This is a genomic window from Paraburkholderia sp. J12 (genome assembly GCF_905220215.1).
Classification (GTDB): domain Bacteria; phylum Pseudomonadota; class Gammaproteobacteria; order Burkholderiales; family Burkholderiaceae; genus Paraburkholderia.
Map to the genome: position 1 here is coordinate 185,873 of NZ_CAJMZC010000010.1, position 16,707 is coordinate 202,579.

The window sequence follows — 16,707 nt, forward strand, 5'->3', positions numbered from 1 at the left end:
ATCCTAACCGTTGGGAAGCAGGGCGGGGAGTAACAAGGGTGTCGTGAAAGCGGCGGCGGGCGCGAGCGTCCAGCGGCGCGCGCGGCCGCGCCCGAGTGCCTGGATCTTGCCGCTGCCGGCGAGCGCATCGAGCCCGCGTTGAACCGTGCGCTGGCTTGCGCCCAGTGCGAGTGCGAGCGAGGAACTCGACCAGGCTTCGCCATCGGCGAGCAGCGCGAGGAGGGCCATGTGCGTTTCCTCGATTGGGCGCGCGAGCACGACGACCTCGCGCGCCGCATGAGGCGCGAGCGCAAAGCCGCGCGGCGTGGCGTGCAGCGCGGCGAGCGGGCGCAGCGCGGCGCGCAGCCGGCCCATCTCCACGCGCAGGCGTGCGCGGTGCGAATCGTCGGGATGCTTCGTGCGAAAGGCGCGCTCGATGAGCGCTTCGCGCGCGGCGTCGGCGGGCCATGCTTCGGCCAGTGCGCGCGCGAGCGTGAACAACACCGGGCGGCGCGCGAGCGCTACCACGGTGCCGTTTTCGCGCACCGCGTAGCGGCAGGCATCGACCACGAACGCTTTCGACAAAAGCAGTGCCTCGATCTCGTCGAGCACGAGCGGACGTTCGGCGCCCTGCGAGATCAGGCGGCCTGCGGGCGTATCGAGTGCCCTGGCCACGGCGGCGACTTCGGCGACAAGCGCCGGTATGGCGGCGGCACGCGCGGCTTGCGCGGCGCGGGCAAGCGCCGTGCGCGCCGGGCGTGCTTCGAGGCGACGTAGCGCGATGCCCGCTGTCGCGAGCTCGCGAATGGCATCGAATGCGGGCGGCAAGCGAGCCGCATGCGGGGCGGCATGAAATTCGGCGAGCCGGTCTTCGGCTTCGTCCAGTTGCCCGACCAGCAAGAGGCGCCGCACCTCCACGAGCCGCGCGTGAGCAGCATTGGCGAAGTCGCCGTGCGTTTCGAGCGTGGCGCGCGCGGCGGCGAGTGCGTGGGGTTGCCAGCCTAGATCGCGTGCGGCCAGCGCGATCTCGCCCTCGGCTACCACGCAGCGCGCGCGGGCGAGCGGCGCACGCGGCCCGAAAGCCCGCGCCGCGCCGCGCATGAGCGCGCTCGCGCGTTCGAAGTCGCCGATCTGCGCCATGGCGATGCCGCGCAGCGCGAGTGCCGCAGCGTCGTCGCGCAGCGCAACCCGGTTCAGCGCGCCGAGCGGATCACCGGCTGCGAGGGCGCGTGCTGCGTCTGCGATCCGTGAGTCCATGGAAATCCCGCCACACTTGTCACTCCCGCCTGCTCGCGGTCCAGACCTAATCTAGCACACGGGTGGCGGCCGTCCCGATGCAAGGGGCACGGCCGGTCCACTGGACAAACCACAGGAGCGGATCATGGGCACGGAACACAAGGAACACCCGGAGCAACACCCGGAGCAACACCGGAAGGCAACGCGCGAAGCGTGGCTGGCGGCGCGCCTCGAACTGCTGGCGGCGGAAAAGGCGCTTACGCGCCAGAGCGACGAGGTCGCGCGGCAACGCCAGGCGCTGCCGTGGGTGCGGATCGACAAGACCTACGCATTCGATACCGAGCAGGGCCGCGCCACGCTGGCGGATCTGTTCCGGGGGCGCTCGCAATTGCTGGTCTATCACTTCATGTTCGGGCCCGACTACGCGGCGGGATGCCCGTCGTGTTCGTCGATTGCGGATAGCTTCAACGGTATCGTCACGCACCTTGCGCATCACGACGTGACGCTGATGGCGGTCTCGCGCGCACCCCTCGCGAAGCTGCTCGCCTACCGGCAGCGCATGGGCTGGACGTTTCCGTGGGCCTCTTCGTTCGACGGCGATTTCAACTACGACTTCAACGTCTCGTTTACCGAAGCGCAGCAGCGCGACGACGCCGTCGAATACAACTACATGCGCGGCGGCCATGCGATGGACGCCACGCCCGCGCCGGCACCGGTCGTCCAGTTCGCCGCGAATTGCGGCACCGACGCACGAACCTACGCGCGTGACCGGCCCGGCCTGAGCGCGTTCGTGCTGGAAGACGGCACGGCGTATCACACGTATTCGACCTATGCGCGCGGTGTCGATGCCGTCTGGGGCATGTACGCGTGGCTCGATCGCGCGCCGCTAGGCCGCAACGAGACCGGTGTGTGGTGGCACCGGCACGACGAGTACGCGGCGCGCTGAGGTGCATCATGGCCGCCCGGCCTGCCACCGCTGCGCGCTTGCGCAAGCGCAACGGATCCTGCAACTGGACATGGGCCTGTTTTGCGGCGCTTCTCTTTTGCGCCTCCACGACGCTCGCGATCGTGATCTGCGCGTCGATGTCGTCGAAAGGCGGCATGCCCATGCCGGGCGGCTGGACGATGTCGATGGCGTGGGCACGCATGTGCGGGCAGACCTGGAGCGGGGCGGCCGCCGCGTTCGCCGGCATGTGGACGGCCATGACGGCGGCGATGATGCTGCCTGCGCTGCTGCCGGTGTTGTGGCGCTGGCACGTGGTGTGGGCGGGGGCGGCACCGTTGCGCTTCGTCGTGCTGATGGGCGCGGGTTATTTCGCCGTGTGGATCGCAGTGGGCATGGCTGTCTATCCGCTGGGCGCGGGCGTGGCCGCGCTGCTGGTGCAGCTTGCGCCGCTCGCGCGTGCTGCGCCGCTGGCAAGCGGGCTGATTGTCGTCCTCGCTGGAGGGTTTCAGCTTTCCGCGATGAAGGCGCGCTATCTGGCCTGTTGCCGGGCGATGCCCCGATGCCGGGAAGCAACGCCGTTCGCCTGCTTTGCGCCGCTGTGTCGTGGCATGCGCCACGGCGTACATTGCTGCGGCTGTTGCGCGGGTCTCACGGCGATGCTGCTTGCCGTAGGCATCATGAACGGATGGGCGATGGCTTTTGCGACCCTCGCCATCGCCGCCGAGCGGTTCGCGCGAGACGGTCGGCAGGTTGCCCGGATCGTCGGTGCGCTACTCCTCGTCATCGGGATCGCGCTGATCGTCCGAGCCGCGTTGGCCTGGGCGTGAAGCCGCTGCGTTACGCGTCCCAGCGGCCGTTTTGCAGGACGATGCGATAGCCGTCGAAATCTTCGAACGTGCGGCCCGATACGTCCCACCAGGGATTGAACGAGGCCACGCGCTCGAAGCCCTCCGCTTCGAACTTCGCGCACAGCGCGGCCCACTTTTCCGCATCCGGCTCGTACAGGACCACGAGGTCGTCCACCGTGGGCGAAGGCTTCACAGGATGCGTGTGGCAATACGTGAACTCGAAATGCCACGCCATGCCGGTCTGGCCGAGCATCACGCCGTCGAAGCCTTGATGGTCTTCGAAGCGGGCGAGCACATTGAGATCGAGCGCAGCCTTGTACTGGCGTTCGGCGCGGGCGAGATCGGAAACGGGACGGGCGATGCGCAGGGCGAGTTCAGGTCTCATGGTCGGGAGTCGGGAAAGAGGGGGGGGGCGAGTGTCGGCCGTTGGTCGGTCGCCGGTTAGTCGGCAGCGAGGCGCGAGTAAAGCTCGAAGTCTCCCGGCGTGCCGCGCACCATGCGGTACGCGCGCAACAGGCCCTCGCGGCTGAAGCGGCAGCGCTGCAGCACGCGGGCCGAGCGCAGGTTGGTCGTGAGGACGGTGCCCTGGATGCGCACGAAACCGTAGTGCGCGAAGGCCCATTCGGTAACGGCGTTGCACATCGCGCCCGCGATGCCCTTGCCCCAGTGCGAAGGCGCGAGATCGTAGGCGATTTCCGCCGTGCGGTTGATGTCGGAGACGGTGTGAAAACCGATCGTGCCGATCAGCGCATCCGTGGCGTCGTCGATCGCGGCGAGGCGGCGGATCGACTGCGGCGCGGGCGATTCGAAGCCTTCGAACATCGGCAGCAGGTCATCGCGCGTGCGCAGGTTCCAGCTGGTGTGGCGAACGACTTCGGGCGTCGAGAGCCACGCATACCACGCGTCGAGATCGGTGCGCTCCAGTTGCCGGAGCGACACGCCGGGATAGCCGGACGGCGGCGCGGAGTCGATACGCATGCAGGTGCCCTCGATGGCCAGGTACGGGGCATTCTAGCCAGAGGCGCTCGCGCGGCGGGCGATGCCCCTGGCCGGGCACGGGCTTTCCCGCGAGCGGGGCCGTGCGGGTCAGGCGTCGAATCCGGTCTGTGCCTTGAGCACGGCCTCGCGCTCGAGCAGATCGAGCATCGCAAGGAGGCGCTGCCGCTGGCTCGTAACGAGGTCGTAGGTTTGCGCGAGCGTGCGCAGGCGCTGTTTCCAGTACTCGTGGTCGATGCCGCGGCGCGCGAGAACGGCGTCGGCGCGAGTCCAGTACTGGACGAGGCGCTCCATGTGTTCGAGCTGGGCATCGGCCAGCCGGGCCGGCAGCCGCCCGGTGGCTGCGAGGTCGGGTGTCGTGTTCGTGCGGCTCATGTCGATCTCTGTCCGTTCGTTCGGATCGGCCCGAACGAGGCTTGGCCACGGGCGGGGTACACCCGTGGCGTGCCTTGCGCGCCCTTTCGACGATCGCGCCCGTGCGCAATCGCGGTGGCCCTCGGAAAGCTTGCGGGACGCGCGTGTTTTTGTAACGGAGACGATAGCCTGATTGGGCGCAGGCTCTTGACCGTGCGTCTCAATTTGCATCGCCATAAGCGCCCGGTGGGCCAAAAAAGAGGCGAAAAACCGCCGGGATCCCCAAAAAGGCTGGATCAAAGGCCTAAACCATCGCGCATATTGGTCGATATAAGAGGTATCGATTCCCGTCGAGCCACTTGTGAGCCAGCAGAACACCCTGTCCGCGCGCCTGCGGACCCTCATCGACACCGTCCAGCAGAACGAGCGGGCCCTCCAGCGTTTCCAGCAGATCGAAGTCCGCCTCATCAGCGCCGACGATTTCCCATCGTTCCTCGACGCGCTCGTTTCCGATCTCGCCCGCGCCTTCGAGCTTTCGGTCGTGACGCTCTGGCTCGACGAGCGCGCCCCGCACGTGGGCGAACTGCTCCACGCCGAACCGGGCCACGTGCTCGACGCTCGCCACCTGCGCGGCGGCCGTGCCGAGGCGCTCGGCAAGGACCTGCCCTGGCCGCCGCGCGCGCGTCGCGCGCCCTGGCTCGGCCAGCCCGCCGAGCTCGCGCCGCCGCTGCGGGCCGCGTTTTTCGACCCGGCCGACGAGCCGCAGAGCGTCGCCGTGCTCGCGATCGAAGGCGGCGAGGGCGTGTGCGGCTATCTGTGCATGGGCAGCGCCGACCCGGGCCGTTTCGCGGCCGGGATGGCGACGGACCTGCTGCAGCGCTTCGCGATCTTCGTGAGCGCGGGGCTCGTGAACGTGGCGCACCGGGAGCGCCTGCGGCAGGAGGGCGTGACCGACCCGCTCACGGGGTTGCCGAACCGCCGCTACTTCGACGCGCGGTTGCACGAGGAAGTCCAGCGCGCCGCGCGCATCGGCGCGCCTTCGGCATGCCTTTTTATCGACATCGATTCGTTCAAGCACATCAACGATACCTTCGGGCACGGCGTGGGCGACCGGGCGCTTATCGCCGTGGCCGCCTGCATCCGGCGCTCGGTGCGTCTCGGCGAAACGGTGGCGCGCTATGGCGGCGAGGAATTCGTCGCGCTCGTGCAGGGCGATACACAGCAGGCCCTGGTCGTGGCCGAGCGCGTGCGCGCCGCCGTGGAGGCGCTCACGGTGCTCGACGATACGGCCGAGCCGTTGAAGCTCACGGTGTCCATCGGCGTGGCGGCCCAGGTGATGAAACCGGACGGCCCGCCCGCCTGCGATGTGGCGAGCGCGCTGATCGAAGCCGCCGATGCGGCAATGTACCGGGCCAAGCGCGCGGGACGCAACCGCGTGGAGTGCGAAGTCGCTTCGGAGAGCGGCAAGACCTGAAAATCCCGCCGCTACGCGAGGTGCTTGTAGTAGAACGTCGTCGCGCAGAACGCACCGTCGGGCATCAACGCGTACTTGGGCACCGAGCCCACGCGTTGCCAGCCGGCGCGCTGATACAGCCGTTCGGCATCGCCGCCCGTGACCGTATCGAGCACCAGCACCGTCTTGCCGGCCTCGCGCGCGGCTTCGTCCGCCGCGGCCATGAGGCGCTGGGCTACGCCCTGGCGACGTGCGTGGCGGCTGACCAGCATCTTCGCGATGTCCGCGCGGTGCGGCTGGTTTTCGGGCTGCGCGGTCACGATCTGGACCGTGCCCACGATGCGCCCTTCGTTATCTTGCGCGACCAGCAGAATGCGCTCGCCCTGCGCCACGCCTCGTGCGACGCCACGCCAGAAGTTCAGCGCCGTGTCTCGCGAGAGAGGCAGCATGAAGCTCACGGAGGCCCCGCCTTCCACGCAATCGATCAGCACATCGGCGAGCGCGGGCACGAGGGCTTCGGCTTCTTCGCCGGTCGGTTTTTTGATCGTTAGCATTGCATATCGATCGCTCATCGGTTGCTCCTTGCCGGTATGCCGTCGATACGGCATAGCGCCACCAGATAGCGCGCGGGCTTGCGCGTGGGATTGCGATAGACGATCGGGCAATCCAGTTTCATCGCGAGGCAGTCGCCCGCTTCGAGGCGCCATTGCCGCTCGCCCACGCTCATTTCCATCCTGCCTTCGATGATCCACACCTGCTGATGGATTTCGGCGTCGCGCAGGCTGGTGTCGTAGGCCACGCGCTTGCCGGGCGGGAAGCGGACCTCTACGAGCTGAATGGGCGACCACGCGGGCGGCGAAAGATTGCGCCGGACGTAGCCGGATTCGGGATCGGTCCAGGTGGGCTGCTCGCGAGCCGCGGCAAGCGGAGAAGGTTCGCTTTCCACCGTACTTTCACCGGCCTCGAACAGCGAGGCGAGCGAGACGCCCAGCGCAGTAGCGAGCTTGTCGAGCACGACGGCCGTGGGACTGCTTTGCCCGCGCTCGATGAGCGAAATGTTCGACCGGCTTACCTGGCTGCGCTCGGCAAGCGCCTCCAGCGACCAGCCCTGGGCGTCGCGAATCTCGCGAATGCGGCGTGCAATCGTGGCGTGGATATCCATGGAATCCAGAATAATGGATTGATATTTCCAGTAAACTAGATGAGGTGAAACGCCGTGTCAATGCCTGCTCGCGCAGGTTGCAAAGAAAACGAAAGCGGTCTGAACTTTCGTGTTACAGCGGCAGCGCGTGCGTGGACAGAATCTCCTTGAGCACCATGAAGCTGCGGACCTGCCGCACACCCGGCAGATACAGAAGCTGTTCCGCGTGCAGCCGATTGAAGCTCTCGTTGTCGCGCGTGCGCACGAGCATGAAGTAGTCGAACTCGCCCGTCACGACGTGGCATTCCATGCAGCCCGAGACCTTCTGGGCCGCTTTCTCGAACGCGGCAAACGCTTCGGGCGTCGAGCGGTCGAGCACGAAGCCGATCACCACCAGCATCCCCGCGCCGAGCGCCTTGGGATCGAGCAGCGCCACGACGCTGCGGATCAACCCCAACTCCTTGAGCCGTTCCACGCGCCGCAGACAGGCCGGCGCGCTCAGCTTTACCTTTGCCGCGAGGCTTACGTTCGAGATGGAGGCGTCCTGCTGAAGATGCCGGAGGATCGCACGGTCGATGCGATCCAGCGCGGGTGCGTCATCCGCCGTGCCGGTGGATTCCCTTCGTAATTTCATTGCGTATAACTCCGGAAAAGCAAACTGAAAGTGTTCAATTGATAAAAATATCGTTATTAACGTAGGCCAATGTCATTGATTTCGCAAGCTCATTTCTCGCCTGTCTGTCTATCATTTTTCTACCGGCAAGCCCGCGTTCGACCTTTCAGGAGAGACCCGATGAACCTGCAACGCTTTCCCCGTTATCCGCTGACGTTCGGGCCTACGCCCATCCAGCCGCTCAAGCGTTTGAGCGAGCATCTGGGCGGCAAGGTGGAGCTTTATGCCAAGCGTGAGGACTGCAACAGCGGTCTCGCGTTCGGCGGCAACAAGACTCGCAAGCTCGAATACCTCGTGCCCGAAGCGCTCGCGCAAGGCTGCGATACGCTCGTGTCGATCGGCGGCATCCAGTCGAACCAGACCCGCCAGGTGGCGGCGGTTGCCGCGCATCTCGGGATGAAGTGCGTGCTCGTGCAGGAGAACTGGGTCAACTACTCCGACGCCGTCTACGATCGCGTGGGCAATATCGAGCTCTCGCGCATCATGGGCGCCGACGTGCGGCTCGTGCCGGACGGCTTCGACATCGGCATTCGCCCGAGCTGGGAAGACGCACTCGAAAGCGTGCGCAAGGCGGGCGGCAAGCCGTATCCGATTCCGGCCGGCTGCTCGGAACATCCGCTAGGCGGGCTCGGTTTCGTGGGCTTCGCGGAGGAGGTGCGGCAGCAGGAGGCGCAGCTCGGCTTCGAGTTCGACTATGTGGTCGTGTGCTCGGTGACGGGCAGCACGCAGGCGGGCATGGTGGTCGGCTTTGCGGCGGACGGGCGCGCGAATCGCGTGATCGGCATCGACGCTTCGGCCACGCCCGAAAAGACCCACGCGCAGATCACGCGGATCGCTCGCCATACGGCCGAAATCGTCGATCTGGGCCGCAGTATCGACGAAAAGGACGTGGTGCTCGATACGCGCTACGGCGGTCCGGAATACGGCTTGCCCAACGAGGGCACGCTGGAGGCGATTCGCCTGTGCGCGCGGATGGAGGGCATGCTGACCGATCCGGTGTACGAAGGAAAGTCGATGCACGGCATGATCGACAAGGTTCGCCGCGGAGAATTCGAGCCGGGCTCGAAGGTGCTGTATGCCCATCTGGGCGGCGTGCCCGCGTTGAGCGCGTATAGCTTTATCTTCCGCGACGGTTGAGTTCGCGCCGCTGCTGCGTTTGCACTCAATCCGGGCTGTCCGCGAAGATTTCGACCACGAGATCGCGCAGCCACATTGTCTTCGGATCTTGCTCGAAGCGGCGGTGCCAGTACATCTTGACGTCGAACGGCGGAATGCCCGTGGGCGGCTCGACCACGCGCACCGCCACGCAGTCCGCAAGGATGTTCCCCATGGTTCGCGGCACCACCACCACCAGATCGGACTCCGCAATGACGACCGGAATGCTGAGGTAGTGCGATGTTTGAAGCACGATATTGTGCTGGATGCCGTTCTCGGCCAGCGCGGCCTCGAACATCTCCTGGGTTCGGCTGCCTTCCTTGACGAGCGCGTGCTCGGCCGCGCTGAATTCTTCCACGCTCATGCCCGGTCCCTTGATGCGGTGGCCGGTGCGGACCAGGCACACCATGTCGTGCGAGAAGAGACGCCGCTGCATGACTCCGGACTTCTGAAGATCCGGAAAATGGCCTAGCGCAAGATCGACTTCGCCGCTGGCGAGCGCTTCTTCCAGATGGTCGGGCGCGAGGCTCATGCTTCTCAGCGTCGCACGTGGGGCGCGCTCGCGCATCTTCTTCATGAGCCTTGGCAGGAACACGATCTCGCCGATCGCGGTAAGCCCCAGTACGAACTCGTCGTCGCTCGTGGCGGGATCGAACTCGGGTGCGCTCAGGATCCCGTGATCGATGGCATCGAGCACTTCTCTTGCCTTATGCGTCAGGGCGTCTGAGCGAGGCGTGGGCGCCATGCCGTCGGACTGGCGGATGAACAGCGGGTCGTCGAGCGAATCGCGCAGCCGCGAAAGCGCCGCGCTCACGGCGGGCTGACTCATCTTCAGGCGTTTCGCGGCTGCCGTGACGCTGCCCGAATCGTGGATGGCGACCAGCACACGCAGGAGATTCAGGTCGAGCTTCATGGTCATCCGGATTATCCATAAAGCAAATAAGCCGAATTATAGGCATTTGCCAGGAATATGCCGGTCAACTGAAATACTGCATTGCCGCATGGGACGATCCCACGCGGCGCACAGCAAGGGCGGCGTTCAGGCCGCCGCAATCACGTCGATGCGCAGCGGCTCGCCACCGGCCGCGATGGCCAGCAGGTGATCCACGTTCGGATGCGCGCCGGGGCGGCTGCGCGCATCGGCCGTGTGTTCGGCGAACACTGCCAGGCCGTGCTCGGCGGCGCGGGCGTCCAGCGTACCGAAGGCCTGCTTCAGGTAGTGATAGACCGCGAGCGATCCCTGCTTGCCCGGCTTGTTTTCGATGCTGGCGAGCACGGCGCCCCGGCCGTCGATCAGATCGATGCGCTCGATGCCGTCAATGGCCGGCAGTTGCGCGAGGTTGTCCTTGAATACGTGGGTCGGTTGAATCACTCAAAACACTCCGTTGAGTTGGTAAGAGACAGGCGGCCCGTATCTTAGCTGATCTCATTGTCATGCATGGGTGGAAGCGCGGGCATGAGCCGGGCGGTGCGTCGCTCTGGCCCGTCAAGGCGCGGGTGCCTGGGCCTCGAATGCACGGTGGTACGAAACGATACCCGATGGCAAGCCGCCTTGCAGCGCCAGCGCCTGGAAATACTCGGGCGGCACGCCGGGCAGCACCAGCCTTGGCTCGGACCTGAAACCGAAGCGCCCGTAGTAGTGCGGGTCGCCCAGCAGCACGCAGCCCGCCGCGCCCAGACGGCGCAGTTCCGCGAGCGCCGCTTCCATAAGCCGGCTGCCTATGCCTTCGCGCTGCCGCGCGGGCGCAACGGAGATCGGGCCGAGGCCATACCAGTGCTCCGTATCGTTCCGGCCACCTGAAATCGCAACCGGCGAAACCGCCACGTGTCCGACAATCGTGCTCCCGTCTTCCGCGACGAGTGAAACGGTAAGTTGTCCTGCTCTTCTCAACGCGTTCACGATGTGCTGTTCCGTGTGGCTCGTGTGCGGGGCATCGAGAAACGCTGCCGTAGTGAGAGATTCGATGGCGGCGACGTCGGACGGCTGCTCGGGGCGGACTACGAGGGTCATGGTAAGGGTGGGTGAATAGTGAGGTTCATGTCCAAAGAACATGCCTGGTACAGGCCACGCACGTCCGTATCAATCTGCACAGCTCGCTTCGATTTCAATCAGCTCGGCCGACGCCGACGAGTCGATTTTCTGCTTCCCGATGCGGCACTGCGGACCGCCTCCCGCGGTCAGCCGGGCATCGCCTTGCGATAACATTTCAATTCCATGCTCATCGAGCATGAGGATATTTTCGTCGACGAGATACCCGATCGACTCGGCCTTGTCGCTCAGTACTTCAGTGCCCATCGGAAAATTCACTTGCCCCGCGGCAATCTTTACGAGGTACTGACGTGCCTGATCGGAAGTGTAATTGATGCGACCGACGGCACCGCGCTTGACACTGATTTCCTGGCGGGGGTTCTTGACGTAGGCCCCATCGGGCAGCGTCTTGGTGACGATATTCACCACGTTCGGCTTGCCTTCGAATAGTTGCGGCACGACCGTCTTCCCATCGTAGTTCGTGACCACGCGTGCAGTTGGTGTGTCGACGCCGACAAATCCCTTGACGCCCGTGTCCACGACCGCAAACGTGTCCTGAACACGGTCCGGCACCAGCACGAAGTCGCTACCGGTGGCAACCACTGCGCCGCTCAGGTTCATGCTGTAGCTGCGACTGTTGTTGCTCGTGCCGGAGTAGTACGCACTCGTGTTGGTGTACGGTGTGCGCCAGAATGCCTGAGCGAAGTGGCGCATGCTGCTGGTGTTGGTCGAGGTGGCCTGCGTCATTTCGGCGCCACCGCCGAGCTTCAGGTTGTCGGTGATCTGCTGGTCGATGCGCGTGCCGTAGCGCATGGTGTCGCCGTAGCGACTGACATACGAGGTCGACGAACCGGGCTTGCCACCCAGTGTGAACGGAACGCGCAGATTGACAAAGGCGGACCACATCTTGTTGCCGGGTTGTCCTTGATTCGTTTGAGTCCAGCCGTAGTTCAGATTGCCGCTCAGCGTAAAGCGTCTGGACGCGTAGGTGAGCGATGTGGACAGTGAGTTGCTGGTCGGCTGGCTGTAATAGGTATTGGTCGACAACGCCACGCCTGCGCTCAGGCGTTCCGTGAGCGGCTTGCTCACACCGGCGCTAAAGCTGTAGCGCGGCGCGAAGGAACGGATGTCCTGCAGGTCCCAGCCATTCTCGGCAGCCAGTATGTCTTGCTGGCTGAGGCCGAGGTCGCGATACAGGCCGCTTTGCCAGCTAAATGACAGATAGGGATTCATTGTGCCGAACTGGGCCGACAGATTGCTGCTGAACCGCATCCCCAGATCGCCCTTGTTTCCGCTGCGCGAAACGCTGAGGTTGGTATTGCCGCGCGTATTGAACGGCATCAGACTGATGTCGGTCCCGACGCCGGCGCCGATATAGTTTTTGGTCAGCAATGTACCCACGAACGGCTGCATGCGTTCGATAAACGGAAAACGATATTCGATGCCGAGCAGCGGTCCCGTTCCCAGGCCGCGCGTTGAATCCATCATGCCGGCAAACGCGGAAAAGCGCGACACCATCTCGCTGCTCACAGAGAAAGCCGCCTTCGGGATAACGAAGCGTTGCTCGCCGCCGGCGGTTTCGCGCACGACCACCTCGGCATCCGCGTAAGTGGTGTGCAGCGGCACAGCTTCGAATGTGAATGCGCCAGCGGGAACCGGCCGGCTAAAGATTAGCCGCCCTTGCTGGAACACTTCGACCTGTGCGTAGTCGGATGCCGTGCCGCTGACTCTGACGGTCGAATCGCCGCCGTGCATGCCGACGTTGTTGTCGATATGGAAGCCGTGGATCTGCCCGGCACCAAACAGAGTATTGCCGACGCTAATGTAGCCGGCGCGTACCCGGTAGGTTTCGGCGACATCGGTTTCCACGTAGGCGTTGTTCAGGCTGAAATTGCTGTAATTCAGCCCCGAGGACGAGCTGAAGCTACCGTAGGAAAAATCCGAACGGAACAGGTAATTGCCGATATTCGCGCCCCAGGTCATCAACGCCGTCATGGTGTCGGACGTTGACGATCCGCTGACTCCACGCCCCATATTGACGTTGTAATTGAGGAATGTGCCGAATCCGCCGGATTGCATGTTCTTGAAATCCGAGTTGCTGTCCAGATAATAATCCGGAATGCTCACGTGCAACGTATTTTCCGTGCGCTCATAACGTGCATCGAGCTGCGAGACGCTTTTTATGTCGATGCAGCCCGTATCCTTGCTGATATTTAGAAGATCTTTCTTGACGGAGAACGCGTCCACAAACATGTCATCGAGACACGCGATTCCATCCTTGTCAAAGCTGATTTCACGAACGCCAGTATATTTGCCATTAAAATTGATCCCAACTTCCATTTTCCCGGTGGGTTTTTCTGTTTGCGCAAGAATATTATGGATCTGGTCGGCCTCAATCCCCACGGCCTTCAGCGCATTGGCGTCGAATTGCAGTGCGTCGCCCTGGCTCCAGCCAAACTGGGGGGCAAGGGCAAATGCCATCGCGAGCACGATGCGCTGCGGTCGAAGTGTGTTTGCTCCGTTGCGTGCATTTCGGCTGCGTTTTTGCATGGGGTTCCTGGTCTGTTCGTGCGCTTGAGGATTTTCTGCTTTATACGGTCATTGACTGGATTAAAGCGGAGCTACGGCAAGGGTATTTGTCCGTCGAAGCGAGAAAATTAACTGGTGAAATGTGGATGGATAATGCGGATCAGAAAATACGGAGAATTTCTGCCATCCCGGTTGCCAGTTTCGAGTCCGGTAAATTTGCCGTTCGGTATGAGTAAAAGTATCGCGCGCTTTGGTCTTCGCACCTATGAGCATCCGGGAAGTCAACTCCCCAGTTTCCTAGGACAAGTCCCAAACGGCCCGCTGTCCGAGATCGGGGTGCCGTCCGTGGTCAGATAATTGGGGTTTGATGACGCCCGTGGCGGGTGGAGGGAGCGGGGAGATAAGGCTGCTAGCGCTGCAAGTTGGGTGCCGCCGCCAACTGGAAAGATCTGAAGGAATCGGATGCGAAAGCGGCCGTGTGCACCGCAGCACGGCACACACGGCCATCCGGCGGCACACCGGCCGCCTCATCCTGCGTCACTGGCGTGACGCAGGATGTTTAGAAGTAACGCACGTAGAACTGTGCGGTACCGTTAAACGGCACTTCCTGCGAGTTCGTGATGGCCGTGGACTTGTTCAACTGCGGGTACACATCGAACGAGTACGTAAACGTATTGGCGACAGCCGGATTGTTGGTCGCATCAAGCACCGTATAGTCCGCGGTCTTGTCATACGCTGTGCCGTTCAAGTTCGACGCGGTGAAGCTCGTCTCGGCGTGCGTGCTGGTTTTGACGTAGCCGTAGTTCGTTTCATTGACTGTGCCGTCATAGGACGTAGTCGTCGGAATCATCGTGAAGTTGCCGATCTTCTGATTTGTGACTGGATCCATGCCGATGCCGAAAACGCGGTTCGAGTCATCTCCGTTAGCACCATTGGTGCCGGGCACTCGCATACCAGTCATGGCCGACTGGGGATTCGCATCGACCGCCCAGAATGCCATGTGCGTTGTCAACCCATCGTCGCACTGCGTCTGCAGCGTGACGTTCTTCTTGCTGAGCAGCGTCATCGACGACGAGTTCAGCGAGTTATGCGAAATGTTCCCCCAGTCGAGGTCGGCGCCGCCGACGAACTGCGCCGAGCAGGCCGGCGGGACGATCAAGCCCTGTACATTGACATTCGCCGACTGTGCATGGGCAGTGCCGGCAGCCGCGATTACACACAGACCCGCTAAGAGAGTCGAAATTTTGGAAAGTCTCATGATAAGTATTCCTATGTGAGTGAAAAATGATTCGATAAATCTATATTCGCCATGGCTTAGAAGTAACGAACGTAGAACTGTGCGGTACCGCTGAATGGCACTTCTTGCGTGTTCGTGATGGCCGACGAATTGTTCAGTTGCGGTACCACGTCCATCGAGAATGTGAACGTGTTGGCGAGGGCCGGGTTGCTGTTCGTGTCATACACTGTCATGTCTGTGTTCTTCTGATAGCCGTAGCCATCGAAGGCAGCACGCGTGAAGTTCGTCTCAGTGTGCGTACTGGTATTGACCCAACCGAAGTACGTTGAGCTAACCGTTCCGTCGTAAGAAGAGCTCGTTGGGATCATGGTGAAGTTGCCAAGTTTCTGGTTCGTGACCGGATCCATGCCGATGCCGAAAACCCGGTTCACATCATCGCCATTCGCAGTACTGGTGCCCTGCACCCGAACACCTGCCATTGCCGAAGCCGGATTGGCGTCAGCTGCCCAGAATGCCATGCGGGTCGTCAGACCCTCCTCGCATTGTGTTTGCAGCGTAACGTTCTTCGGGGTGAGCACCGTCATCGTCGCCGCACTCAATGAGTTATGCGAAATGACTCCCCAGTCGAGATCGGCACCGCCAACGAACTGCGCGGAGCATGCCGGTGGAGTGATTACACCCTGTACGTTGACATTTGCCGACTGTGCGTGGGCGGTGCTGAAAGTGGCACACGCACACAACGCAGCGGCGAGTGTCGAAAGTCTGGAAAAACGCATGAAAAATACTCCCATATAAATAGAACGTGATTGGTAGACCGGGTAAAGATGATTCAAATTGCCTCGCAATCACTGTCAATACACCTTGGGTTTTCCGCAACACATCCGCCATGTTTTGCTCTATGTGCGCAGTACGCCGTCGATCAGGCGGCGTTCTGACGTTACGCACCGGGCGCGGCCGAAGGCTGATCGGGTGCAGCCGATGCACCGACCTCATTGTCCGGTTGTGCGCGTTGTACTTCACCCGTCGAGGGCATCTTGCCTGGCGCTTGCGGCGCAACATGCTCGATCGACGCGCGCCTTCCATCCAGAATGTAGTTGTAGTCAGACACGGCCGAGAACTCGACTTGCGCGCCAGCCTGCGGCATATAACCGGAGGGCAGCGGTGCGCAATTATCGGAACCCGGTAACGAGTAGGGTTTCGGCATGCTCACGTTCTTGTCGCCGGGTACGAGTTTGACGGCGTTCACAAAACGCACGGCGTATTTCGTCTCGTTGGACACACAAAGCTGATCACCGCTAATGCGCCATTTCAGGTATTCCCACTTGTTGTCTACGGGCTTGTAGCCCTTGGGACGGATGACTACTGGCAAATCCTGGCCGAGCATGAGGCTGATACGTCCTGGCTGATCGGTTTTAGGAGGAATGCCCATGAACATGACACGGGCCAGGTGTTCCTTGTCGAGCGACTGGTTGCTGCGATACAGCACGCGTACCACCTGGGTTTCGCCGGGCTGGACAAGCACGGCAGCGGGGGTGGGGATCAGTGCCGCGTCCAGATCTTCGTCGTCCAGACGAGCGATCTTCGTGTAAAGGAGCACGGGTACCTTGTCGGTATTCTTCACACCAATCGAACCTTCTTTATCGGCCTCGTTGATTACCAGAACGGAGGTGCTCGGTAACACCGCCGACGCCATCGCGTGTCCGCACAACACGCCTAGACCCGTAACACCAGCGATCAGCGACAGAGCCAGTCGGTCAGGAATGCGCATCTAAATCTCCATAATTTTGACAAGAAAGGCTCGCTACCTTCCACGGGAAGGTCACAAGCTCGAGGGAAGCGGTCAGCAGCTGTGCCGTGAAGCTTCGGTGGCTGATCCTCGTGGTTTCGTGCTCTCGCTCGCCCTGCATCAGCCGTTCAACATGAGTGCAAGTATCGGCTTCAAGTCGGCCGTTGAAGATCGGCATTCGGGAAATTCACAGCACAGCGGCCCAGGACAAGTCCGGGAATGGGATGCACCAATTCAGAGCAGCGAGGCGGCCGGGCTCCGTTGAGTCGTTCTGCGGGAATGGAACCCTCGTCAAGTGGCAGATGCCGGGAGCGGCGGTGCAAATGTCCGCTCTGGGGTTATGCG

General features: G+C 62.9%; 18 protein-coding genes. 4 read left to right on the forward strand and 14 right to left on the reverse strand.

Annotation, left to right across the window (positions count from 1 at the left end; translation table 11 throughout):
* Window positions 1-3: 3 nt before the first annotated feature.
* On the reverse strand, window positions 4-1,236 hold the full coding sequence (locus U5760_RS21330; RefSeq protein WP_322014279.1) for a helix-turn-helix domain-containing protein: 1,233 nt from the start codon (window positions 1,234-1,236) through the stop codon (window positions 4-6).
* Between the two features lie 124 nt (window positions 1,237-1,360).
* Here U5760_RS21330 and U5760_RS21335 point away from each other — a divergent pair, with 124 nt between their 5' ends.
* Both U5760_RS21335 and U5760_RS21340 read left to right on the forward strand, forming a co-directional pair.
* The gene (locus tag U5760_RS21335) at window positions 1,361-2,161 is read left to right on the forward strand and encodes a DUF899 domain-containing protein (RefSeq protein ID WP_322014280.1); all 801 of its coding nucleotides are present in this window, start codon (window positions 1,361-1,363) and stop codon (window positions 2,159-2,161) included.
* Window positions 2,125-2,988: a DUF2182 domain-containing protein gene (locus U5760_RS21340; RefSeq protein ID WP_322014281.1), complete on the forward strand. Its 864-nt coding sequence runs from the start codon at window positions 2,125-2,127 to the stop codon at window positions 2,986-2,988. The genes U5760_RS21335 and U5760_RS21340 overlap by 37 nt, the downstream gene beginning before the upstream one ends.
* A 10-nt stretch (window positions 2,989-2,998) precedes the next feature.
* On the opposite strand, the gene U5760_RS21345 is transcribed toward U5760_RS21340, so the two are convergent.
* The 3 genes from U5760_RS21345 to U5760_RS21355 form a co-directional block, all read right to left on the reverse strand.
* Window positions 2,999-3,394 carry a VOC family protein gene (locus U5760_RS21345; protein ID WP_322014282.1) on the reverse strand — a complete coding sequence of 132 codons (396 nt, stop codon included), beginning with the start codon at window positions 3,392-3,394 and terminating at the stop codon, window positions 2,999-3,001.
* A gap of 56 nt (window positions 3,395-3,450) precedes the next feature.
* The gene (locus tag U5760_RS21350) at window positions 3,451-3,987 is read right to left on the reverse strand and encodes a GNAT family N-acetyltransferase (protein WP_322014283.1); all 537 of its coding nucleotides are present in this window, start codon (window positions 3,985-3,987) and stop codon (window positions 3,451-3,453) included.
* A gap of 108 nt (window positions 3,988-4,095) precedes the next feature.
* A complete protein-coding gene (locus U5760_RS21355; RefSeq protein WP_322014284.1) occupies window positions 4,096-4,380 on the reverse strand; it encodes a hypothetical protein in 285 nt (94 codons plus the stop codon).
* A 340-nt stretch (window positions 4,381-4,720) separates the two neighbouring features.
* On the opposite strand from U5760_RS21355, the gene U5760_RS21360 reads away from it, so the two are divergent.
* On the forward strand, window positions 4,721-5,833 hold the full coding sequence (locus U5760_RS21360; RefSeq protein ID WP_322014285.1) for a sensor domain-containing diguanylate cyclase: 1,113 nt from the start codon (window positions 4,721-4,723) through the stop codon (window positions 5,831-5,833).
* A gap of 11 nt (window positions 5,834-5,844) precedes the next feature.
* On the opposite strand, the gene U5760_RS21365 is transcribed toward U5760_RS21360, so the two are convergent.
* The 3 genes from U5760_RS21365 to U5760_RS21375 all read right to left on the reverse strand — a co-directional run bounded on the left by U5760_RS21365 (window position 5,845) and on the right by U5760_RS21375 (window position 7,587).
* The gene (locus U5760_RS21365) at window positions 5,845-6,384 is read right to left on the reverse strand and encodes a GNAT family N-acetyltransferase (RefSeq protein WP_322014286.1); all 540 of its coding nucleotides are present in this window, start codon (window positions 6,382-6,384) and stop codon (window positions 5,845-5,847) included.
* Window positions 6,381-6,974 (reverse strand): XRE family transcriptional regulator, encoded by a 594-nt coding sequence (locus U5760_RS21370; RefSeq protein WP_322014287.1) that lies wholly within the window; start codon window positions 6,972-6,974, stop codon window positions 6,381-6,383. The genes U5760_RS21365 and U5760_RS21370 overlap by 4 nt, the downstream gene beginning before the upstream one ends.
* A 112-nt stretch (window positions 6,975-7,086) precedes the next feature.
* On the reverse strand, window positions 7,087-7,587 hold the full coding sequence (locus tag U5760_RS21375; RefSeq protein WP_322014288.1) for an Lrp/AsnC family transcriptional regulator: 501 nt from the start codon (window positions 7,585-7,587) through the stop codon (window positions 7,087-7,089).
* 159 nt (window positions 7,588-7,746) lie between these two features.
* Here U5760_RS21375 and U5760_RS21380 point away from each other — a divergent pair, with 159 nt between their 5' ends.
* Complete coding sequence (locus U5760_RS21380) at window positions 7,747-8,763, forward strand: 1-aminocyclopropane-1-carboxylate deaminase (RefSeq protein WP_322014289.1); 1,017 nt, start codon at window positions 7,747-7,749, stop codon at window positions 8,761-8,763.
* Between the two features lie 25 nt (window positions 8,764-8,788).
* Here the strand turns inward: U5760_RS21380 and U5760_RS21385 are convergent, their stop codons facing one another.
* The 7 genes from U5760_RS21385 to U5760_RS21415 form a co-directional block, all read right to left on the reverse strand.
* A complete protein-coding gene (locus U5760_RS21385) occupies window positions 8,789-9,700 on the reverse strand; it encodes a LysR family transcriptional regulator (RefSeq protein ID WP_322014290.1) in 912 nt (303 codons plus the stop codon).
* Window positions 9,701-9,820: 120 nt separating this feature from the next.
* Window positions 9,821-10,153: a DUF2322 family protein gene (locus U5760_RS21390; RefSeq protein ID WP_322014291.1), complete on the reverse strand. Its 333-nt coding sequence runs from the start codon at window positions 10,151-10,153 to the stop codon at window positions 9,821-9,823.
* A 114-nt stretch (window positions 10,154-10,267) separates the two neighbouring features.
* Entirely contained in the window at window positions 10,268-10,792 is a 525-nt protein-coding gene (locus U5760_RS21395) for an N-acetyltransferase (RefSeq protein WP_322014292.1), read from the reverse strand.
* Window positions 10,793-10,861: 69 nt separating this feature from the next.
* Complete coding sequence (locus U5760_RS21400; RefSeq protein ID WP_322014293.1) at window positions 10,862-13,360, reverse strand: fimbria/pilus outer membrane usher protein; 2,499 nt, start codon at window positions 13,358-13,360, stop codon at window positions 10,862-10,864.
* A gap of 538 nt (window positions 13,361-13,898) precedes the next feature.
* Entirely contained in the window at window positions 13,899-14,597 is a 699-nt protein-coding gene (locus U5760_RS21405; RefSeq protein ID WP_322014294.1) for a DUF1120 domain-containing protein, read from the reverse strand.
* A 56-nt stretch (window positions 14,598-14,653) separates the two neighbouring features.
* Window positions 14,654-15,409 carry a DUF1120 domain-containing protein gene (locus U5760_RS21410; RefSeq protein WP_322014295.1) on the reverse strand — a complete coding sequence of 252 codons (756 nt, stop codon included), beginning with the start codon at window positions 15,407-15,409 and terminating at the stop codon, window positions 14,654-14,656.
* Between the two features lie 104 nt (window positions 15,410-15,513).
* Window positions 15,514-16,344, reverse strand: coding sequence for a fimbria/pilus chaperone family protein (locus U5760_RS21415; protein ID WP_322014296.1), 831 nt, complete (start codon window positions 16,342-16,344; stop codon window positions 15,514-15,516).
* Between the last annotated feature and the right edge of the window lie 363 nt (window positions 16,345-16,707).